Source organism: Romboutsia sp., assembly GCF_056995035.1.
Window position 1 is genome coordinate 22,836 of the sequence record NZ_JBXKIW010000061.1, and the last position, 21,421, is coordinate 44,256.

General features: G+C 26.2%; 22 protein-coding genes. 4 read left to right on the forward strand and 18 right to left on the reverse strand.

Going from position 1 to position 21,421, the window contains the following annotated elements; genetic code table 11:
• Positions 1–90 precede the first annotated feature (90 nt).
• Together AC11VW_RS09840 and AC11VW_RS09845 are read right to left on the reverse strand one after the other, a co-directional pair.
• The gene (locus AC11VW_RS09840) at positions 91–261 is read right to left on the reverse strand and encodes a hypothetical protein (RefSeq protein ID WP_484301239.1); all 171 of its coding nucleotides are present in this window, start codon (positions 259–261) and stop codon (positions 91–93) included.
• Between the two features lie 183 nt (positions 262–444).
• Positions 445–1,362, reverse strand: a complete 918-nt coding sequence (locus AC11VW_RS09845) for a YARHG domain-containing protein (RefSeq protein WP_484301240.1) — start codon at positions 1,360–1,362, stop codon at positions 445–447.
• A gap of 201 nt (positions 1,363–1,563) precedes the next feature.
• Here AC11VW_RS09845 and AC11VW_RS09850 point away from each other — a divergent pair, with 201 nt between their 5' ends.
• Complete coding sequence (locus AC11VW_RS09850; RefSeq protein ID WP_484301241.1) at positions 1,564–1,713, forward strand: hypothetical protein; 150 nt, start codon at positions 1,564–1,566, stop codon at positions 1,711–1,713.
• Positions 1,714–1,762: 49 nt separating this feature from the next.
• On the opposite strand, the gene AC11VW_RS09855 is transcribed toward AC11VW_RS09850, so the two are convergent.
• The 8 genes from AC11VW_RS09855 to AC11VW_RS09890 form a co-directional block, all read right to left on the reverse strand.
• Positions 1,763–2,578 carry an ABC transporter permease subunit gene (locus AC11VW_RS09855; protein WP_484301242.1) on the reverse strand — a complete coding sequence of 272 codons (816 nt, stop codon included), beginning with the start codon at positions 2,576–2,578 and terminating at the stop codon, positions 1,763–1,765.
• Positions 2,578–2,880, reverse strand: coding sequence for a hypothetical protein (locus AC11VW_RS09860; protein ID WP_484301243.1), 303 nt, complete (start codon positions 2,878–2,880; stop codon positions 2,578–2,580). Before AC11VW_RS09860 ends, AC11VW_RS09855 begins: the two co-directional genes overlap by 1 nt.
• Positions 2,862–3,476, reverse strand: a complete 615-nt coding sequence (locus AC11VW_RS09865) for an ABC transporter ATP-binding protein (protein ID WP_484301244.1) — start codon at positions 3,474–3,476, stop codon at positions 2,862–2,864. The genes AC11VW_RS09860 and AC11VW_RS09865 overlap by 19 nt, the downstream gene beginning before the upstream one ends.
• 25 nt (positions 3,477–3,501) lie before the next feature.
• Positions 3,502–3,942, reverse strand: coding sequence for a hypothetical protein (locus AC11VW_RS09870; RefSeq protein WP_484301245.1), 441 nt, complete (start codon positions 3,940–3,942; stop codon positions 3,502–3,504).
• A gap of 12 nt (positions 3,943–3,954) precedes the next feature.
• The gene (locus tag AC11VW_RS09875; RefSeq protein ID WP_484301246.1) at positions 3,955–4,392 is read right to left on the reverse strand and encodes a LytTR family DNA-binding domain-containing protein; all 438 of its coding nucleotides are present in this window, start codon (positions 4,390–4,392) and stop codon (positions 3,955–3,957) included.
• Between the two features lie 459 nt (positions 4,393–4,851).
• Entirely contained in the window at positions 4,852–5,826 is a 975-nt protein-coding gene (locus tag AC11VW_RS09880) for a TIM barrel protein (RefSeq protein WP_484301247.1), read from the reverse strand.
• A 132-nt stretch (positions 5,827–5,958) separates the two neighbouring features.
• The gene (surE, locus tag AC11VW_RS09885) at positions 5,959–6,717 is read right to left on the reverse strand and encodes a 5'/3'-nucleotidase SurE (RefSeq protein ID WP_484301248.1); all 759 of its coding nucleotides are present in this window, start codon (positions 6,715–6,717) and stop codon (positions 5,959–5,961) included.
• Positions 6,718–7,071: 354 nt separating this feature from the next.
• Positions 7,072–7,950, reverse strand: a complete 879-nt coding sequence (locus AC11VW_RS09890; protein ID WP_484301249.1) for a LysR family transcriptional regulator — start codon at positions 7,948–7,950, stop codon at positions 7,072–7,074.
• Positions 7,951–8,305: 355 nt separating this feature from the next.
• On the opposite strand from AC11VW_RS09890, the gene AC11VW_RS09895 reads away from it, so the two are divergent.
• Positions 8,306–9,127, forward strand: coding sequence for a nitroreductase family protein (locus tag AC11VW_RS09895; protein WP_484301250.1), 822 nt, complete (start codon positions 8,306–8,308; stop codon positions 9,125–9,127).
• A gap of 146 nt (positions 9,128–9,273) precedes the next feature.
• On the opposite strand, the gene AC11VW_RS09900 is transcribed toward AC11VW_RS09895, so the two are convergent.
• The 4 genes from AC11VW_RS09900 to AC11VW_RS09915 form a co-directional block, all read right to left on the reverse strand.
• Positions 9,274–10,551: a GGDEF domain-containing response regulator gene (locus AC11VW_RS09900; protein ID WP_484301251.1), complete on the reverse strand. Its 1,278-nt coding sequence runs from the start codon at positions 10,549–10,551 to the stop codon at positions 9,274–9,276.
• A 1-nt stretch (position 10,552) separates the two neighbouring features.
• Positions 10,553–12,604: a hybrid sensor histidine kinase/response regulator gene (locus AC11VW_RS09905; RefSeq protein ID WP_484301252.1), complete on the reverse strand. Its 2,052-nt coding sequence runs from the start codon at positions 12,602–12,604 to the stop codon at positions 10,553–10,555.
• 17 nt (positions 12,605–12,621) lie between these two features.
• Entirely contained in the window at positions 12,622–12,984 is a 363-nt protein-coding gene (locus AC11VW_RS09910) for a response regulator transcription factor (RefSeq protein WP_484301253.1), read from the reverse strand.
• A gap of 429 nt (positions 12,985–13,413) precedes the next feature.
• Entirely contained in the window at positions 13,414–14,022 is a 609-nt protein-coding gene (locus AC11VW_RS09915) for a carboxypeptidase-like regulatory domain-containing protein (protein ID WP_484301254.1), read from the reverse strand.
• Positions 14,023–14,344: 322 nt separating this feature from the next.
• Between AC11VW_RS09915 and AC11VW_RS09920 the strand changes: the two genes are divergently transcribed.
• The gene (locus AC11VW_RS09920; RefSeq protein ID WP_484301255.1) at positions 14,345–15,181 is read left to right on the forward strand and encodes a YitT family protein; all 837 of its coding nucleotides are present in this window, start codon (positions 14,345–14,347) and stop codon (positions 15,179–15,181) included.
• Between the two features lie 146 nt (positions 15,182–15,327).
• Here the strand turns inward: AC11VW_RS09920 and AC11VW_RS09925 are convergent, their stop codons facing one another.
• A complete protein-coding gene (locus AC11VW_RS09925; protein ID WP_484301256.1) occupies positions 15,328–16,053 on the reverse strand; it encodes a gamma-glutamyl-gamma-aminobutyrate hydrolase family protein in 726 nt (241 codons plus the stop codon).
• Positions 16,054–16,196: 143 nt separating this feature from the next.
• Positions 16,197–17,015, reverse strand: a complete 819-nt coding sequence (locus AC11VW_RS09930) for a lysophospholipase (RefSeq protein ID WP_484301257.1) — start codon at positions 17,013–17,015, stop codon at positions 16,197–16,199.
• A 416-nt stretch (positions 17,016–17,431) separates the two neighbouring features.
• On the opposite strand from AC11VW_RS09930, the gene AC11VW_RS09935 reads away from it, so the two are divergent.
• On the forward strand, positions 17,432–18,034 hold the full coding sequence (locus AC11VW_RS09935) for a hypothetical protein (RefSeq protein ID WP_484301258.1): 603 nt from the start codon (positions 17,432–17,434) through the stop codon (positions 18,032–18,034).
• A 106-nt stretch (positions 18,035–18,140) separates the two neighbouring features.
• Here AC11VW_RS09935 and AC11VW_RS09940 read toward each other — a convergent pair whose 3' ends face one another.
• Together AC11VW_RS09940 and sstT are read right to left on the reverse strand one after the other, a co-directional pair.
• A complete protein-coding gene (locus AC11VW_RS09940) occupies positions 18,141–19,811 on the reverse strand; it encodes a MutS-related protein (RefSeq protein ID WP_484301259.1) in 1,671 nt (556 codons plus the stop codon).
• 336 nt (positions 19,812–20,147) lie between these two features.
• Positions 20,148–21,374, reverse strand: coding sequence for a serine/threonine transporter SstT (gene sstT / locus AC11VW_RS09945; RefSeq protein ID WP_484301260.1), 1,227 nt, complete (start codon positions 21,372–21,374; stop codon positions 20,148–20,150).
• Between the last annotated feature and the right edge of the window lie 47 nt (positions 21,375–21,421).

Consider the following 21,421-nt stretch of genomic DNA (forward strand, 5'->3'; position numbering starts at 1 on the left):
TGGGTATATTTCACATAAATAAAGTCTAGAAAATTAGTATTCTCTAGACTTTATTTATATAAAACTTTTTTAATTCTTTTATGTATTTAATTACTTTAATGTATTACATTTTCCACCACATTCAAAACACGTATAATCTGGCTCTGAGTTTTCGCTTATTTGTACTGATATAGATTTACATTTATCACATTTAAGCTTGTACACATTTCCACTATTTAATAATGGCTCTATTAAGTTATTGTTATTATTCTTTTCTTTCATTCTATAATCCTCCCTTGATTTATCATTTATTATCTATAATATAACATATTTTGTTAATATTTTATATTATCATATCTTGTTTTGAAACATTACTATTTTTTACATTACATGCTAGCCAGTATAAACTATATGATAAAAGCCTGAGATGATAATGTTTATATCAACGCAGGCTTTTGTATAGATTTATTCGAGACTTTTGATAAGATTAATATTATATTGTTCTACAGAGTTTAATTCATTTAAAGTTCCTTTAAAACTTGAATTTGGGTAATACCATGACATACTGTTAAAGTAATTCTTATACTCTGTTTTCTTAAAAACATATCCATATCTTGCAAATATCTCATTTCTAATTAGTGCTAATGTACTCTTATCATATCCATATAATTCTTCCTTACTTAAATATCTAGTACTGCTATCAGGAATTATATAATAATCATATGAACTATCCGTATAAATAGGAACATCATTTTTATATATGTGTATATCTTGCTTTACAACTTCTTCTTTTGGCTCTTTTTGTTGTTTTTCTTCATTAATTGCTTTTGTTAAATCACTATAATATTCAAAAGTCTCTATATTATAATTATACGTCTGTGCTTTATTTAAATATTTCAATGTCGTTTCATAGTTTTTATTATTAAAATTTTCTTTTGCTTTTTTTACATACATTTGTATGTACATGGTATTTAAATCACGTTCTTCAATTACGCCTTTTAAGTCCATTAATGTATCTTCAAAATTTTCATCTTCTTTTATTTTATTGCTTATCTTTTCAACTATATCATCTGTATATTTAATTTTTATTGCATCTGTGTAGTAATTTATGGAGCTTGAAATTGAATTTGCTTTGTTACCTTTCGTCTTATAGTAACTATATAAAATACTATCTTTAGCTAATAGGGTTCCTATAAGAAATATTGTAATAACTATTACTATAGGTATTATGATCTTTTGTTGCTTGTTTTTCTTTTTAATCTGCTCAGTATCTATCTGTTTAATTTGTTCATTTTCTTTCTGTTTTCTAATATCATTACCACAATGCTTACAAAATAAAGCTTCCTCTTCCAATTGTTTACCACATACTTTACAAATCTTCACAGCATACACCTCAATCACTTTAATTAATAAATATAAATCATCCGTACATTATATGTAAACTTATTCAAAATATGGATAATATAATCATTTATATTTTAAGGTTAATTTTTTTGTATATTATTTCTTAAATATTTTTCTAAAGTTAGACAATAATAAGTATTGTAAGTTAAACTTATTACAAACTATTAGGAGGGCAAATTAATGAATAAGCAACCAAAGTTTAATAGCAAAAGTAATGTTAAAATGTCTTGTACTACAAAGAGAAGATTAGAAGGGTCTGATCCAGAATTTAAAAATGATTGTGGATGTAAAGAAGAGAAAAATAAAAAATACACTAACCAGTTTAAATAAAAATTTAATTTTTATAAGGAGATGAAAAAATTCATCTCCTTTTGAAAATTTATATATTCATATCCTTTTTCTTATAAACAAAATAACTTCCTGCTATTGAAGCAGAAATTATACATAATCCAATTACAACAAACTTAATATCAAAACCATTCTTTAAAATTTCGCCTGGAGCATAATAGTCAAAAGGAGAAAAATACTTAAACCAACTAAAGCTTTCTTTTAACTTTCCTATTATACCTAAGAAATAAGATACAAAGAATATTCCAATAGATATAGGAATCGCTCCCTTATCAGACTTTATAAGTGCTGATATTAACATACCTAAAGACATGAATATAAATCCAAGTAGTGAGATTCCTATAAATACAGATTTAATATTTATAATTAATTCTATAACTTCAACATCTTCTGGCTTTACAACATAACAAACTCCCATAGTAAATATACTAAGTATTATAATATAAACATAATATATTGCTGCTACTGAACATAACTTAGCTGTAACTATCTTAGTTCTAGTTATAGGCTTAGAATACAAAAACTCTATAGTTCCTTCACTTTCTTCTCTTATAAGAGCATTCACTCCTAAAATAGATCCATAAACAGCACTTGCCATAGCAACATATTGAATAGCGTAGCCTAAATAATAAAATATATCTGTAAAATCTAATCCTGCATCAATATTAAAAGCCTTTAATAAGTCACTTGGAAGAGCATCTAGTTTTGTATTTACAATATCTTTCATTCCACTGTTTTCCATACTAGGGAATAATGCCATAAATAAAATTATTAAAGCCCCGCATACTAAGGACCATATTATACAAGATTTTAATAATCTTTTAAATTCAAACCTAAATATATTCATTATTTTTCCCCCTCCTGATTTTCATAATAATTTAAAAATGTATCTTCAAGATTTTCTTTTTCTATTAATAACTCCTCAACCTTATATTTGCTAACTTCTTTTATAAGAAAATCAATATTCTTAGAGTATATAAAAGTATAGATATTTTCATTTTTACTTAAAAGTTTATCTCCTAAACTTAAAACAGCTTCTTCATTGATATCGGCACTACTTAAAGTAACCTTTAAACCAAGTTTAGTTGTAGCTTTTTCTATTTCTATTATATCTATAATACTACCTTCCTTTATTCCTTTATTACGCAAACTCTATCACATAAGCTTTGAACTTCTACTAAATTATGAGAGGATAAAAATACAGTAGTTCCTTTTTTCTTTTCTTCTATTAATATATTAAAAAGTTTTTTTTGCATTAAAGGATCTAATCCATTGGTAGGTTCATCTAGGATTAAAAGCTTTGGACTATGAATTAAGGCTTGAGCAATAGATACTTTCTTTTTATTTCCTAAGCTTAGTTCTCCCATTTTTTTATCCATGTCTAATTCTAGCTCATTACAAATTCTTTCTACTTCTTCTTTACTAGCCTTAGAATAAAAACTTTGTGCATATTTAATGATATCTTTAACTTTTATATCATCATAATATCTAACCTCACTTGGCACATATCCTATATACTCTTTTATTTTTTCACTTTCTTTAACCGTATCCATGCCAAGTATTGTAGCCTCTCCACTCGTTGGATATGTGAAATTTAGTAAAGTTTTTATAGTAGTTGACTTACCTGCACCATTAGGCCCTATGAATCCAAATATTTCTCCTTCTTTAACACATATATTAACATCTTGTATACCTCTGTTTTTACCGTAATTTTTTGTTAATTTTTTTATTTCTATTACATTCACTCAAAGCACCCCCTGTAATATTTTATTATTTAGCTCTTTTATTTTTATATTTATTTAATTTCTCATTAAATTTTTCTCCGGTAATTTTATAATACGTTGCCATAGATGTAAATGCTAAAATATACATTATTGTAAATCCTAAAGTAAATATTGAAATATTTTTCTTATTAGATAAATCAAATAAGTTAAATACATTTGAGCTTACTATAAATACACTAAGTAAACTTATATAATGAATGATGGTTCTTACATATATAGATATCTTAAGTGCTTTATCATAGGTGTATAGCATATATTGAAGAAAAACTATAATAAGCGCTAAAAGTGCTAGTTGTAATAATACACTTATTTTTATATAATCTATTCCATTAATATAATTAATAATTGAATAGATAGCTACTTCACCTACAAAAAACATTGCTGTTAATGCTTTTATTTCATATAAATATTTTAATTTTTCTTTCATAATTTCTCCTTTCTAATAATTTATTTTCTTTTTTAATATAGGTACATACTGCCTTGATACTACTAATCTTTCTTCATTTTCTAATAAAACTTCTACCTTACCTCCAAATAGTGGTTTTATCATCTTTATCTTAGATACATTTATAACTGTTGATTTTGATGATCTAAAAAAATCTGTATCTGGATATATCTCTTCTATTTCGTATAACCTTAAAGAGGTTTCATACACCTCATCTTGTGTATATACAAAATTTTTTTTATCTACAGATTCAAAATAGAAAATATTATCTATATCTAAAATAAATAGATTGCCATCTCTAGTTACAGTTAACTTTATATCATTGGATTTTATCATTGATACAATCTTTAGTATGTTGTCATCTACCTTTTTACAGTTGATTATAATTTTTAACTCTTCATTTTCCTCACATTCATTTATTACTAGTTTCATTGCTTCCTCACCTTTATAGTTTGTTATGTTCTATATTATTAGTATATGCACTATAGATTCCAAATTCAAATATTTAACACTAAGTTGTAGTATCTACTTACTAAGTTGCACAAATGAGCTGCCTCAAAATATAGATTTGAAAATTGATTTCACATTTGTTTTTAAATTATAAATTATCTAAAATTTGTTTTACACTAATAAAGCTCCAACAAATATAGAAACCTAAGATTACACCAAAATGTAAAGGAGGTTTTTATATGCCGGAGCTTTATAAATATTCTATCCAGGAGATAAAAAATTTAAACTTATGTAAATATTTTTATGCATTATAATGTAAATAAGTTCATAACTTCTTTTGAAGAAATATATTAGCTTATGGTAAATAGTCAACCATTACAGCACTACTTCTTCTTTTTGCCAAGATACCTTCTGCTGATGCACCAACATTATATACCCCTTCTATAAACCTAACGTTTTATCTTGTATATTTATATATTCACTTAATTGATCAATAGATGTTGTTATAAATTCATATACTAAATAATTTGGTTTTATTATATCTATTAATGATTTTATTTTTTTATTTGTGAACGGTTTGTGTTGATCTATTTTTAATATGTGAAAAATTATATTATCGTTTATTTCATTTATTTTAACTTCTTCATTTTGATATTTTAAAATTTGGCTTTTAACATATTCTGAAGATATCGACTTACTTAAATGAATTCCATTTATATATTTCTTTAAATCCCCTAAATTATTTACAGTATCTATTAAATAATCTATTGCCTCTTCCTCTGTATTTATTTCTAAATTTGTATTTAGCAAATGCCCAGTATCTAACATAAATCCTTTATTTTTATATTTAATCTTCTCTATAAATTCTTTTACTAGACTTTTATCTAGCATTGTAAGGCCTGGCCACCATAAATTTTCAAATAGTATTTTTATATCTGTATCTAAATTTTCAAATATATCATTTACAAGTTCTACTGTAGCATCTAATACTTCCTTATCACTATATGTAAAGTTATAATCATAACAATTTTTTAGTTTCACATGAGATACATGAAACACTACGTACTCTGCATTTAAATCTTCTGCTTTTTTTATTTCTTTTATATAATAATTTATTATGGCTTTTTTATTTGTTCCTCCATAATGATTTATAACGTCTTGTATACTCTTAAAATCTTCTAACATACCTTTTTCATTTCCATTCCAAAAATCTAACCACATAGGATAATGTTTTAAATGGATACCTTTTATTGCTTGTTTAGATATCAAATCTTCTTTATATTCTAGTGGTTCTAATAATTCTATAGCATCTATTTTATGATTCTTTAAAAATTTTTTTATATTTTCTTTATCATTTTCATATCTATCCATATCGTACTTGTATGTAGATAAATTCATTATTTTTAACATTTTCATTTTTCCCCCTAATATTTTAACGTTTATAAAATTATCTCACCAATTATGAATTTTGTTAATAAAAAAATAACCTCCTTTGGTTAAATACAAATTCATCCAAAGGAGTTATTTATTAATTTCAATATATAGTCTTTAAAAAAGTTTTATATCTTTTAAATAATTTACTTTTCCTAAATGAGTCATATCAATATTTACAGGAGTTATAGAAATATACCCTTCTTCAACACAAACTATATCACTATCTTTATTTTGTTGTAGCTCTTTTACTTTTCCACCAATCCAAAAATATCTTTTTCCATATGGGCTGAACCTTTCTTCCATAACATTTTCATATTTTCTCTCACCTAATGTAGTCACTTTAAATCCTTTAATATCTCCACTAGGTATATTAACATTTAATATGCAATCTTCTAAGATATCTAATTTATTTTTTATATCTTCTACTATCTTTACTACATACTTAGAAATTTCTCTATAAGTTTCTTTTTTAACATTAAATTCATTATAAGAAATAGCTATTGCAGGCTTGTTTTGTACAAGTCCTTCTATTGCTGCTGATACTGTCCCCGAGTATATAACATCTGTACCTAAGTTTGGGCCATTATTTATTCCACTTAATACTAAATCTATATTAATATCTTTAAATAATGCTTCTAGACCAACTTTAACACAGTCAGCTGGTGTACCTGTTATAGAGTATACTTTAATATTTTCTTGTATAAATTCTTCATTTACCATTATAGGACTGTGTATAGTTATAGCATGTCCTGTTGCACTTTTTTGTGTATCAGGTGCAACTACATATACATTTGCTATATTTGACATTTCTTTTGCTAATTCTATAATTCCATCTGCTCTAATTCCATCATCATTTGTTATAAGTATATTCATATTATTTATCTCTCCTTAGATATTATAGTGATATTATCCTTCAATCTACATCAATTATGCAAAGCATGAGTTAAAATTAAACAACTCATTAATTTCACTCTTAGATAAATTAGAGAATAATCTAAATTTTTCCAATCTGATTATATCATAAATTTTTATTTTCTTCTATTTTACATTCTTTAATTAATATATATATAATTTTCATATAAAAAAGGGGGCTTTCTATTAAACTGTTGTAATATTTGTATAGATAGTTGTTCTGTTGCTCTTGGCATTTCTATATACAGTAGCTCTGAATTCTATTAGAAGGAAACAACGATTATTAAAAATTTTTATTTTTTAAAAGTATAATTATTAACAAATAGATGAAATAACATAATCTTTAAATATATTTGCAATAGGAGACATATAAGAATTTTTATTCCATACCATATAAATAACCCTATCTTTAAGATTTTCCTTGATTTTTATAACAGAAAGAGTATTTGTATTAATAATTGGCGTATTAGGAACTATAGAAATGCCAGCACCAGCAGCCACTAAACCTTCAAGCATATTAGCTTCACTAGGGTATATAGAAACTTTAGGTACATATCCTAAGCATTCAGAGTAAGAAAGCATCTTCTCTTTGTTTGTCTGACAAAAGGCAACAAATGATTCATCTTTTAATTCCTTTAAAGAAATCTCAACCTTATTTGAAAGAGCATGATTTTTAGGAACGATCAAAACATATTCTTCTTTTTTTATAGGCATTGATTGAATTTCATGATAGCAATTAATATCTTCTATACAATCACAAAAGGCTAAGTCTATTTTTCCATTTTTTAAATTTATTATTATCTCTGATACAGACTGTTGATTAAATTGAAATGTAGTATTAGGATTATTATCTAAAAAATTGCTAATTAAAAAAGGCATAAAATATGTTCCAAGACTAGATGTAAATGAAAGACTCAGAGTACCTGTAGCAGGGTTGATTATATCCTGTAATTCTTTTATTCCTTTTTCAATTTCCATTAAAGCAATATTAGTATGATTTAAAAATATTTTCCCAAAACGAGTAAGTTTAATGTTACGACCACTTTTTTCAAATAAAGGCACATTTAGTTCATTTTCTAACTTTGATATTGCTTTACTTAAAGCAGGTTGAGTTACGCATAGTAAGTTTGCAGCAGTTGTGAAGTTCTCTGTTTCAGATATGATTTTAAAGTATTCTAATTGTTGTAAATTCATTTACTTTCTCCTTAATATTTAGTATGTTTTTATATAAAACAATATATTTATTCTTAATAATACATAACCAAAAGTTATAGTTATATGAATAATATGAATTAGACATATTTGATTTTATGGTGGTATAATCATAATAGATGAAATTTTAGTAAATTAATTATATTTACTAATTATAAATTTTATTTATAATTCTGTCAAAAGTTATCTTTAAGAGGATTATAGAGTATGAGTAGCAAAGAAAGTAATTTTATTACTTAGCTATTTCTTTTGAAAATCTATACTTTTGCTTAGAAGTATTTGCACAGATTAATAAATATATAATAAAAATATGTGAAATTTTAAGGAGAGATATTTTATGATGAATGTAGATAAAGATAAATGTATAGGCTGTGGTCTATGTGTTAAAGATTGCTTTGTAAGAGATATAGAGCTTATAGATGGAAAAGCTAAAATAAATAATGTAACTTGCTTTAAGTGTGGACATTGTGTAGCTGTTTGTCCTAAAAATGCTGTATCTTCAGATGAGTATAATATGGAAGATGTAAAAGATTATAATAAAGAAGAGTTTTCAATAGATGCTGAAAATTTATTAAATTTCATTAAATTTAGAAGAACTATAAGATATTTTAAGAATAAAGATGTAGAGGTAGAAAAGCTTTCTAAAATTATAGAGGCAGGGAGATTTACTCAAACAGGAAGTAACAGTCAAAATGTATCGTATATAGTAGTAAGAGAAGGAATAGATAAATTAAAGGCAATGGCACTAGAAAGTTTAAGTTACATAGGAGAAGATATACTTTCTAATTTAAATGAACAAACAATGCCTTATAAGAGATATGCTCAAATGTGGGTAAGCATGTATGAAAATTATAAGCTAAATCCAAATGGAAAGGAAAGCTTATTCTTTAATGCGCCAGCTGTAATACTTGTAGTATCTGATTCACCAGTAAACGCATCTTTAGCTTCTTCAAATATGGAGCTTATGACTAATGCATTAGGTCTTGGAACATTCTTTAGTGGATTCTTTACAAGAGCAGCTCAAGGAAATAAAAAAATGATGGATTATCTAGGAATAGATGAAGGTAAACAAATTGTTACTTGTATGGTAATAGGATATCCAGATATAAAATATTCAAGAACAGTACCTAGAAAAGATGCAGATATATCTTGGAAATAGATTTGGCGTGCAATCATTAAAGAACATAAAAATTTGCTTTAATTCAATGCCATATTTTCGTTAAAATAAACATTAGTTAGAAATAAAATTACAACAATGAAAAGTTAATAATACTATATTTGATAATTAAATAAATAACCCAGGAATTAAAATCCTGGGTTTAAATTTTTTTGATACGTAATTTTATTTCTTCCCTGTTGTTTTGCCATATATAGGTATTTATCAGTAATTTCTATAAGCTCCTCAATGGTTTGATTTGCATCTTTAATAGTACCTATTCCTGCACTAAAAGAAATATTTATTGGTTTATCCGTTTTGTTATAATAAATCAGATTTGATTGTATTTCTTTTCTAATTCTTTCTAATATATTATATACTTGATTATCTGTAGCCTTAGGAAATATAATAACAAATTCATCTCCTCCAAAACGAAATAACTCATCTTTTGAACGAATCTTGCATTTTATACTATCAACTAATTTTTTTAATATAAAATCTCCTGCTATATGTCCATATGTGTCATTTATTTCTTTAAAATAATCAATATCTATAAATGCTAAAGAAAAAATTTCTCCATTTTTCAGCAATTTATTTTGTGCTTCTTTTATCTTTTTTCTAAAGTATTTTTTTGTATATGCACCAGTTAATTCATCAATTCTATAGTGAGAATTTCTTTCAAGAGCTCTATTTACTCTTGCTAAAACTTCCTCTATTTTAAAAGGTTTTGTTATATAATCATCAGCTCCAGAGTTTAATGCAGTTATTTTATCTTCTATAAATGTCTTGCCAGTAAGAAATATTATTGGTATATCTAATTTTTCCTTTTGGATTTCACTAAAAACCTCAAATCCATCTATCTTAGGCATCATGATATCTAAAAGAATAATATCTACATTTTCTTTTTGTATTATTTTTATTACTTCTTGTGGTTTATCTACACTTATAACATTATAACCCTCATATTTAAAAACTTTTTCTAAGTGATTTAATAAACTTATATCATCATCCACAATTAGTATATTGCCCCTATTATCTTTTAATTTATATTCATTCTCTATTGATAAATTTTCATTTTCTTCTATTTGGCATTCTTGATTTAATTTTTCTATTTCATCATGTACTTCAGCTAATCCTTTTAACAAAGTATAAAATACATCTTTAGATAATTCAGATTCATTTTCTATACTACAGATATAGTCCTCATATTCTTTTCCTATTTTAGATATATTTTCAAAGTTAAAAGTTGCACCTGTTCCTTTTAATGAATGAAAAAATAGTTTAAGCTCATCTTGTTCTTCTTTATTTTCATATAAACAATATTGCATAAGACTAATCATCATTTTATTAATTTTTTGTTGTTGTTCACAAATAAATAGATGCCTACCCTTTTTCATAATTGATTGTAATTTTTGTGATTTTTCCATGTTAGTTTCCCTCCTGCATTTCAAATCCACTTTCATACAATTTTTTAACAATAGTCTGTTTATTTTCTAATTTTGTCTGAATAACAACTCCGACTTCTTCTCCATTTTTTTTGTTCTTAAATGAATGTATCAAATTGAAAATTGTACTATTTAATTGATCAAGTGAGTATGGCTTAACAAAATATGCATCATAAATGTTATTATTCTCTTCTCTTGCTGGTTTTTCTAAAGCTGATGATATTATTATAGGTAATTTTTTTATTCTTCCTTTTTCTTTAAGCTTTTGCAATACTTGCCAACCGTCTAGATTTCCATCTAATCTGATATCTAAAATAAGTACTAATGGAGGATTTTTTTCTATAAATTCTAGAGCTTTTTCTCCACTTTCTATAATTTTACATTCAAGCCCTATATTTGATATATTTTCACTAATAAGTTGTCCTAATGAAATATCATCTTCAACAATAAGTATATAGTCTTTAATTTCATCAACTTTTTCTTCATATATACATTCTACTTTTGGAATAGTGAAATGGACTTTTGTCCCTATACCTAGCTGAGATTCAATCCATATACTGCCTCCATGTGCTTCTACAATTTCTTTACAAATAACTAGCCCTAAACCTGTTCCACCTATTTTTCTATGGTCTGAATTATCTACACGATAAAACTTATTAAATAATTTAGATATAGATTCTTTAGGTATTCCTAGTCCTTTATCTTCTATTACCACTTCTAATCCTTTTTCTTGCTCTATAACTTTTATAATTATTTCTTGCTTATTAACAGAATATTTTTTCGCATTAGAAATAAGGTTACTTAGTAACTGCTTTATTCTATCATAATCACCGTATATTGATAATTCATCACCTTGAATATCTACTATAAAGCTATGTATATTATCTACTGAATAGACGTCTATTACTTCATTTATTACATCATGTATTTTAAATCTTTCTTTTTCAAATATTTGTTTACCACTTTCCATTCTCTGTATATCTAAAAAATCATTAATAAGATCAGTTAGCCTTTTAGCTTCTTTATGCATTACTTTTAGATATTTTTGTCTTTTTTCTACATTTAAATCTCTATTCAACAAAAGTTCTACAAACCCTGAAATACTCGCAAGAGGAGTTCTAATTTCATGACTTACTGTATTTATTAAATCAGACTTCATACGATCTACTTCTTTACGCTGTGTAATATCTTGTCCCGAACTTACACTAGCTACAATTTTATCATTTTCATCTTTTAAAGGTCCATTATGCCATTCTATTACTTTCTCTTTTCCACTTTTAGTGAGTATTGTATATTCAGCAAATTCAAGGGCATCTACTTCACCACACATGAATTCATGAAACGCATTTCTAACTTCATCTTTTATATTTTTCGGTATGAAATTGTCAAACCAATTTTTACCTATAATTTCTGACTCCTCATATTCTAAAATTTCACAGCCTTTTTTATTTATATGAATTACCTTTTCCTCATTACTTACTACAACCATCATTGCTTTGGCTACATCAAGGTATTTTTGAGCTATATCTCTTTCTTTTTTTAATTCTTTTTCTACATCTTTATATTTTGTTATATCTGTTGATACAATAAGTACTTGAGAATTTTCTTTTTTATCATGTATAATTGGTACTTTTAATGTTTTCATCCATATAATATTTCCATTTAAATCTGTAATTCTTTCTTCTGGTATTTCTACTTTATTATTTGTTTTAATAATTTCTTTATCTTCAAAAATAAATCTACTAGCTTCTTTTTCACTAGGATTAATTTCTATTTCTGTTTTTCCAACAACTTCTTTAGGAGTCATACCATAAAATGAAGCTGCTTCTTGATTTGCTAATATAATTTTACCATTATAATTTCGTACAAAAATATGGCTTGGGTTTATATCAATTACTTTATATAGAAATTCTTGTTGATATGTAACCATTCTCCTAAGTTCTTCTAACTCTTTTTCCGCTTTTTCCCTTTTTATTTTTTCTTCTTCTAGCTCTTGTTTTAATTCTTCAAGTATATCATCATAATATTTATCCATAATCTCACCCTCGTTTTTTATCCTAGTATTTCTTCTACTAATTCTAAAAGTTCTATAGGACTAAATGGTTTTGTTAAAAAGTAATCAGCTCCATTTTCAAATCCTTCTTCCCTATCTTTCTGTTGTCCTTTTGCTGTAAGCATAATGATTTTAGGCTTTCTTTTGTTTTTATTTTCTTTTAGTTCCTTTGCTACTTCGTATCCCGTTAGTTTAGGCATCATAACATCTAATAAAATCAAATCAAATTCATTTTCATTAGCCATGCTAATAGCCTCTTTGCCATCTTCTGCCTCATTTATTTCATAATCATTTATTTCTAAAGTTTCAGATATTAAAAATCTAATTGATGCTTCGTCATCTACTATAAGAATTTTCTTCATATATATTCCTCCTTTGTTGTAAAAGCAATAAAATAACCTTATCATTATATTATAATAAAATATTTAGTTAAATACACTATCGTTATTTAGTCCATTTTATAAATAACGCCCTAGACCTCAAAGGTTTCCAAAGCTTAATCCAGTAATACTATATAAAATTTTAATATAAAAAAAGACCCTTCGGTCTTTATATTGACAACTTATATAGTATAATACAGTTATTTTTGCAGCTCGTGATCATTTTTTATTGTTAAATTTTTTAACTATTCTGTTGTTAATGTTATATATTCTTCTAAAATTAATTACCAAAATATTCCTATTTTTTCTACATAATCACTATATCACAGATTATAATAAATAGCTATATTTTATAAATTCAACTTGTGGTCCTTTAGCTCCATCTGTTATAATTCCAATTCTTTTTTATACTTAATCCTCATCTTTAATTGATTCAAACTCATTACCTTCATTATGTAATATCTTTTCACTGCGATAATTTTTACTACGTTTACCATATTGCTTAGTTACTTTATGAGTTATCTTTGGATATGATAAATCACAATTATCTTTTTTATTCCACGAGTCATGACACTCATCTTCGCATGAGTTATTATGTTCATTATTATATGTATAACTGTATTTACCGTGATGTTGAGTATCCTCACATTTACAATCATCATTTTCACGGTAAGTATCATCACAATCACCGTTTATACGGTGACAATCATCCTCGTGTATTATCATTATTTTGCTTTTCTCATGTTTTATCCATACCTTTATTACATATTCAACTCCAGGATTAAGAGGCCCAAATAAAAATTCTCCATCTTCATCAGTAAAAGTATGATATTTGGATTCTAAGCATCCATCTTCATTTATTTCTAGTAATTTTACTACTGCATCTTCTATTGGTTCATTGCATTCATCTAATACAACTCCATAAAATATACTTCTATTTTCTCTACAAACTTTTATAACAGCATCTATTTGCTCATTTTCACAAGGAACTATGCTAAATTTAGTTAACTTATACCCCATATGTACCTCCCTAAAATAAAATATCTACATACACTAAAGTTTATTCACTTTTTTTTAAAAAATAACTTTATATATTCGTTTTCCTATTTTATTTTCTTTGGTACTAATAAAACAATGTAAAAAAGGTGTAACAAGCAAATTGATATAAAGTCTATTTTAAGCATCATTGGATAAATAATTAGCTCTATAAGTAAAGATACTGGTATAGATACTTGAGCATAAAGATATACTATTAAGTGTACTCGATTATAAACTTTCACTTAATTATAATAATAAATTTTCATCTTATGAAAAAGGAGAGATTACTATTAATAAAAAATTATTGTATTTAAAAGAATTATCACTTCTATTAATAGGTTCTTTATTAATGGCTTGTTCAATAAATATGTTTTTTGGACCTCATTTGATTGCACCAGGAGGAATTAGTGGTTTGGCTATAGTTATTAACACCATAACAGGTACTTCTTTATCGTTAATAAACCTATTATTTAATATTCCACTTTTTATAGTAGCTTATAAAATCTTAAGCAAAGAGGATATATCTAAAACCCTAATTGGAATAGCTTTTTTCACTGCTTGTTTGCAACTTACTTCAAATTTAAGTCAGCTAAATGCTACTAATGACCCACTTTTAGCTTGTATAATTGGTTCTTTACTTTGTGGTCTTGGTCTTGGGATAATATTTAGAATAAACGGTACAACTGGTGGGACAGATCTTGTTGGATTACTGGTTAATAAGTTTTTTCCAAATATAAGTGTTGCTGTTTTGATGGGAATAGCCGATTTTGTGGTAGTTGTTCTTTCAGGAATAGTGTCAAAAGAAATTGAAATAGCTCTTTACTCAGCTGTATCACTTTATATTATAGTTAAGGTTACTGATATTATTATAGATGGATTTAATTACTCTAAATCGTTTACTATAATATCTAATAAATCAGATGAAATAAGTCAAAATATTATGGATGAGTTAGGAAGAGGAGTTACCTTTCTTAAGGGAGCAGGGGCTTATACAAAGGAAGAAAAGAATGTAATTCTTGTTGTTGTATCTAAGCGTCAGGTTGTAACTCTAAAAAGACTAATCAAATCTATTGATCCATATGCTTTTATTATAGTTTGCGATATTCATGAAGCATTAGGTGAAGGATTCTCATCTATTTAAATTTAATCTTTTAAATAATGAATATACCTACTCAAGTGCATCTTGATGATAATTAAATTATAAACTAACCAAGGCCAAGTGTGAATTATTTGCATTCTTGGCCCTTTACCTAAAAATACTTTATGGAGTACATTATTAAAATTTTATTATCTACTTTGTGATGCATTAATAAATTGCTTAAACAGATTTAACATTTTCTCATCATTATCTACCATTAACTCTGGATGCCATTGAATTCCTACTACAAATTTCTCATTTTCCATCTGTACTGCTTCAATCACACCATCTTTCGAATATGCTATAGGCACTAACCCTTTTGCTACATCTTTTAAACTTTGATGATGATAGCTATTTACTAATAAATCTGTTCCTAATAGCTCTGATAATATACTGTCTTTATTGACTTTTACAGAATGTGTACCTATATATGATTTTGTTTCTTGAGTATGTTTTATATAGCTTCCTTTTATATGACTAATATCTTGATACAGTGTTCCCCCTAATGCTACATTGAGTATTTGTATTCCTCTACATATTCCAAGTATTGGCTTTTTCAATTCTAGCCCTATTTTTATTGCAATTAAATCAAATTCGTCAGTGTCTGGATGAAAACATCCCATTTCCTTTGTTGGTTCTTCATTATAAAGAATTGGGTTTACATCTATTCCTCCTGATATTATAATTCCATCAATCAATTCTATTTGTCTTCTTATATTTTCTTCATTGGTACTAACAGGTATTATTAATGGTATTCCTCCTGATTTTTGTACTGCATTTATATGTGAATTATTTATAAATATTCTTTCAATTTCTGTATTTGTTTGTTCTATCGGTGCGGTTATATTTGATAATATGCCTATTATTGGCTTCATTTTATGACCCCCTTTGAGTTTAATTAATTTCTGTTAAAAGATATGATAACTTTTGTATTTTAATAACTAAATTTATAATCTAATCACAAATAATACCGATAACTATACAAATTTATAGATATCGGCATTCATTTTTAATTTTGTTATTTATATTTTAATTCTTTTCTTATCCAATCATTTATATCTACCAACACTTCATCTCTATTAAATTCATTCAATATTTCATGATACATTCCTTGATATATCTTAACCTTCTTATACCTAGATCCAATATTAGCAAATAGTATCTTAGAATCTTCTGGATAAACTATCTGATCCTCTGCTCCATGAAGAATTAAAGCTGGATAATTAAAATCATTACTACTTGCCTTTATAAACTCAACAGCTTTGTCACACTCTATAAACATACTGCCACTTATCTTCTGTGCAACTAATGGATCATTGTTATAAGCATCTACAATCTCTTGATTTTTAGATATCAAATGAGAAAGTTCATTGTCTACCATTTCATGAGGGTCTAGTTTATTATTAGATGACATAAGACCTGCTTTATCTGCAGTTACTCCTGCTGATAGTATTATCCCATCTACTTTGTTTTGATATTTTATTCCATATAGTGTAGCTATCATCGCACCCATACTATGCCCTATAATGAATACTGACTTTCCTTCATTTTCGTCTTTAATAAGGTCAACCATTTCATCTACATCACTTGAGAACTTATTATAATCGTCTATGTATATTTTATCTCCGCCTGATTTTCCATGACCTCTATTGTCAAATCTGTATACACTGTATCTATAGTCATTTAATTTTGAAGCCACATAATCATATCTACCTGAATGCTCTGCTAATCCATGTACTATTAATATAACTGCTTTCGCATTTTCTATTACATTTTTTGTTATATTTAATTCTATATTATCACATGTTTTATATACTTCATTCTCTCTTAAAATCATAAACGTACCCCCATTTATATTTTTTGAGTTATCTGTTTGTTATTATAATTCTATTCAATTTATGATAAACCTTTCCTTAAATATATAAAATATTAATATTAAACTATAAATGTTTTTATAATATGATATATAAAAAAAGAACATCTCTTTTATGATTTTAAAAATTATTTTGAGATGCCTCCTCCTTATCTATTTAATTATTTTTCATAAACTTATGCTAGTTATTTCAAAGTTGTAACATTTTATATTTTAGTTGAAAAATATACAATTTATGAACTATACTCCTTTGTATGAGCACTAATTATAGGTATTATAAATTTTAAACAAAGTAAACTTCAAACTCAAATAATTTATAAAAATTTATGAAGAAATGAAAAAGCACTTATTCTATTTATAAGTCTTAAATTGGAGGAAAAATGAAAAAAATAATAACAGCTTTATTAGTCTTAATCGTGATAGTTTCAGCATCTAGTGGGTGTACAAATCAAGATAATTCTACGGTGGTGAAATCCCAACAATCTACAGATGAAGTAAATGATTCAAATAGCTTAACTGTTGAAAATATGGGTATTAGCCTTGAATACACTCCTGCTTTAAAAGAAATGAAAAATAATAATTTTTTAGTAAAACATGTATCTGCTCCATATACAATTGAACTTCTAGCAATTACAAAAGGTACTGCTTTAAATGAAGTTATCGAATTAGAAAATAAAAGTATACCTATAGATAAAAAGACAACTTTATTTTCAGAATTAAAAGAGACCTTAATTCCCTTATTTGGTATTGCAAGAGTTTTAGATGATGACGAAGATTCAAAAACTAATTATGAAGTATTTCAAAGTCAATATACATATCAAGAAAATATCGGGAGATTTAAAGATTCAACTTATTATTTTGGATACAATGACAACTTCGACAGCTATAATTTAACAGAAAAAGAAAAAGATATATATAAATCAGCTACCAATCAAATATCACAATTTAAAAGACATATCTCTATATTTAAACCACAAAAATAAAAAGTAAGTTTACATAACGTATAAATTAGTTCTACTATATTAAACAAAACAGGTATCACATTGAATAAATATGGTACCTGTTTTACAACATTTATGTTATTTTTATTTACCACTTTCCAATTTCCAAGAAATTCTTAGCCCTATTTTCTGCCTTTGATACTATACTTTCATCATACCCCATAAATTCCAATAACTTTATAGCATTTCTAGTTTGAGCTCTTCCTTTGTGTAGCCTATAATCAAATTCAATATCTTTATTTGTTATCGTTTCCTCAAAATGATAATTTTCAAACTTATCATCTAATAAATGAGTGAGCTCAATATCATGAGTGGCTGCAAAACAGATACAGTTGCTTCTACCTAAGTAACTCAATACTTCACAAGATGAAGATATTCTCTCTATTGTATTAGTTCCTCTTAGTATTTCATCTACAAAACATAAACACGGTATGTCCTCACCCATATTATCGATTATTCTTTTCAATGATTTTATTTCTACGATATAGTAACTTTCACTACTAAAGATATCATCTTTAAGTGCCATTGAAGTGTATATGTTAAAATAAGATGAGTTATAACCTTTAGAGCAGCTAGTGTAAATAGTTTGAGCTAGAATTGCATTTATTGCAACAGTTTTAATAAAAGTTGATTTACCTGATGCATTAGAACCTGTTAATAATATTCCTTGTAAAAAACTTCCGCTATTTACTACTGGATTTTTTATTAGTGGATGATATATATCTGTAAATTCTAATATATTTTCACTTTTTGAGTTTGCCTTTGTTAATATTGGTTTTGAGTAATAGTTGGTACTTTCTCTAAAAGACGCTATTCCTATCATTGCATCTATACTTCCCACAAATTCGTATATAGCTTTGAAATTATCACTATTTTTAATTACTGTATTTTTTACCTTTTCATAGTTTTTTAAATCTGTAAGAGCTATCATTTTAGTATATTCACTAAATATATTTATATCTGCTACTAGATTATTAGTAGTAAAACCTATGTATTTTTTTCTTATACATTTAACTGCCTCTAAGTATTTATCTATGTTGTCTAGGTTATTATTTATCTCCTGTATACTAAGAGATTTTATTTTATTAGCTGTATTTACAATAGATATCATATATGTAAAACCGTCTGTATTATAGTTGTATTTTTTATTATTTTGACTTATATAAATGTTAACTATAATTGATGCTACAAGTAATATAAAGAAGTATCCATTAAAAAATATTAATATTAAACTTACAATTGGAATATATGATAATATTCTATATTGTAATAATTTATTTTTACTATTATCTAGTTTATTAAATAAACAGTTTGACGTGTATAAATCATTGCTTTTTCCAAGCTTCCCTAATATATATTGTACTTCTTTTCTTTTCTTTTCATTTTTTCTAAAATATTCTATAAGATTATCCCTTTTATTTAAATTTTCTTTTTCATATAATGGATTTCTTAATATATTATACAGTAATTCTGCACCTGCTGTACTTTGCGTATTGTTTATTATTTTGAAAACATCATCCATACTAAGGTCGTTCCATGTTATATCGTCTATTGATGGTTTTTCTTTTTTATTTCTGAAATAGCTAGAAATACTTTTCATATTTAAATCTACTTCTTCTAGATTAATTTCCTTGCCATAGTTTTCAATTATTTTTTTCTTTATATATTTTAATCTACTTATGTGATCATACATAGCTATTAAAAATGCCATAAAAAACATAGCTCCGATGCCAAGTATAAATATAATTACGTCTTTCATATTTTCCTCCTAGTAAATCATATTTCTATATTCATTATTTAATTTCATATAAACTGTGATTATATATTTTAAAAAATCTATGCAAGTCATAGATTTCAAAGTAAGCATATTGTATCCTCTCAATCTTTAATAAATATAATTCATATTAAGATATATTCTCTTTATTAACTTAAATTCCTTTTAAATAACTCTCCCTACACTTGTTTATAATATATAAAGTACCATATTTTCACAAAAAAATCCAAGGGATTAGCTATTATCCCTTGGATTCATCAATAATATTAATTTATAAATCAGTATATTTTTTCGAAACATTTGCTCTAATTTTTTAATATATTAGATTTTAACTTTTTTTCCTTCTTTACGCCACTGTGCAAATTCAGCTGAAGCTGTAAAAAGTACGTCTGTTGATGAGTTAAGTGCAGTTTCGCAAGAGTCTTGAATAACACCTACAACAAAACCTACACCTACTACCTGCATCGCTACATCATTTGGAATACCAAATAAACTACATGCAAGTGGAATTAGTAATAATGAACCTCCAGCTACCCCTGAAGCACCACAAGCACTTATAGCTGACAGTAAACTTAATATTAGTGCCATCCACATATCTACTTCAATACCAAGAGTGTTAACCGCCGCAAGTGTTAATATAGAAATTGTAATAGCTGCACCACCCATATTAATAGTTGCACCTAATGGAATTGAAACTGAATAAGTATCCTTATCCAATTCAAGTTCTTTACATAAGTTCATATTTACAGGTATATTTGCAGCTGAGCTACGAGTAAAGAATGCTGTAATACCACTGTTCTTTAAACACTTTAATACAAGTGGATATGGATTTTTACGAATACATATGAATGTAATAATTGGGTTAACTACAAGAGCTACAAACAACATACTACCAACTAATATAACTATTAATTGTCCATAACTAATTAAAGATTCTATACCATTTGTAGCGATCGTATCAAATACAAGACCCATAATACCAAGTGGTGCAAAATTAATTACCCATTTTACTATTTCAGATACTGCATCTGAGATATTGCTTATCATTGTTTTAGTAGATTCAGGAGCGTTCTTTAACGCAATTCCAAGAAGTATTGCCCAAGACAATATGCCGATGTAATTGGCATTAAAAAGTGCTTTTACTGGATTATCAACAACATTTAATAATAATGCTTTCAAAACCTCAACTATACCCCCAGGTGGAGTCACATTCTCAACACCAGCTCCAAGTGTTAATGTTACTGGGAACATAAAACTCACTATAACTCCAACAAGTCCAGCTAAAAATGTACCTAAAAGATAAAGAATAAGAATTGATTTCATATTAGTTTTTTGACCACTCTTGTGTTGTGAAATAGCAGCTATTACTAAGAAAAATACCAGTACTGGTGCAACAGATTTTAATGCACCTACAAATAATGAACCTAAAATGACGATTGGTTTTGCTACATCTGGAATTGTTACAGCCAATATAATACCAACAATTAAACCTACAATAATTCGTTTAACTAAACTCAATTGATTCCATTTTTTAATTAAATCTCTCATTTTTTAATCCCCCTTATGATTTTAGCTTAAGCAATTTATCTAAAAAC

Bases quoted from the DNA above. Each gene is read 5' to 3' on its own strand.
- AC11VW_RS09840 (WP_484301239.1), bottom strand. From the start codon at position 261: ATGAAAGAAAAGAATAATAACAATAACTTAATAGAGCCATTATTAAAT.
- AC11VW_RS09850 (WP_484301241.1), top strand. From the start codon at position 1,564: ATGAATAAGCAACCAAAGTTTAATAGCAAAAGTAATGTTAAAATGTCT.
- AC11VW_RS09855 (WP_484301242.1), bottom strand. From the start codon at position 2,578: ATGAATATATTTAGGTTTGAATTTAAAAGATTATTAAAATCTTGTATA.
- AC11VW_RS09870 (WP_484301245.1), bottom strand. From the start codon at position 3,942: ATGAAAGAAAAATTAAAATATTTATATGAAATAAAAGCATTAACAGCA.
- AC11VW_RS09875 (WP_484301246.1), bottom strand. From the start codon at position 4,392: ATGAAACTAGTAATAAATGAATGTGAGGAAAATGAAGAGTTAAAAATT.
- AC11VW_RS09880 (WP_484301247.1), bottom strand. From the start codon at position 5,826: ATGAAAATGTTAAAAATAATGAATTTATCTACATACAAGTACGATATG.
- surE (WP_484301248.1), bottom strand. From the start codon at position 6,717: ATGAATATACTTATAACAAATGATGATGGAATTAGAGCAGATGGAATT.
- AC11VW_RS09890 (WP_484301249.1), bottom strand. From the start codon at position 7,950: ATGAATTTACAACAATTAGAATACTTTAAAATCATATCTGAAACAGAG.
- AC11VW_RS09895 (WP_484301250.1), top strand. From the start codon at position 8,306: ATGATGAATGTAGATAAAGATAAATGTATAGGCTGTGGTCTATGTGTT.
- AC11VW_RS09900 (WP_484301251.1), bottom strand. From the start codon at position 10,551: ATGGAAAAATCACAAAAATTACAATCAATTATGAAAAAGGGTAGGCAT.
- AC11VW_RS09905 (WP_484301252.1), bottom strand. From the start codon at position 12,604: ATGGATAAATATTATGATGATATACTTGAAGAATTAAAACAAGAGCTA.
- AC11VW_RS09910 (WP_484301253.1), bottom strand. From the start codon at position 12,984: ATGAAGAAAATTCTTATAGTAGATGACGAAGCATCAATTAGATTTTTA.
- AC11VW_RS09915 (WP_484301254.1), bottom strand. From the start codon at position 14,022: ATGGGGTATAAGTTAACTAAATTTAGCATAGTTCCTTGTGAAAATGAG.
- AC11VW_RS09925 (WP_484301256.1), bottom strand. From the start codon at position 16,053: ATGAAGCCAATAATAGGCATATTATCAAATATAACCGCACCGATAGAA.
- AC11VW_RS09930 (WP_484301257.1), bottom strand. From the start codon at position 17,015: ATGATTTTAAGAGAGAATGAAGTATATAAAACATGTGATAATATAGAA.
- AC11VW_RS09935 (WP_484301258.1), top strand. From the start codon at position 17,432: ATGAAAAAAATAATAACAGCTTTATTAGTCTTAATCGTGATAGTTTCA.
- AC11VW_RS09940 (WP_484301259.1), bottom strand. From the start codon at position 19,811: ATGAAAGACGTAATTATATTTATACTTGGCATCGGAGCTATGTTTTTT.
- sstT (WP_484301260.1), bottom strand. From the start codon at position 21,374: ATGAGAGATTTAATTAAAAAATGGAATCAATTGAGTTTAGTTAAACGA.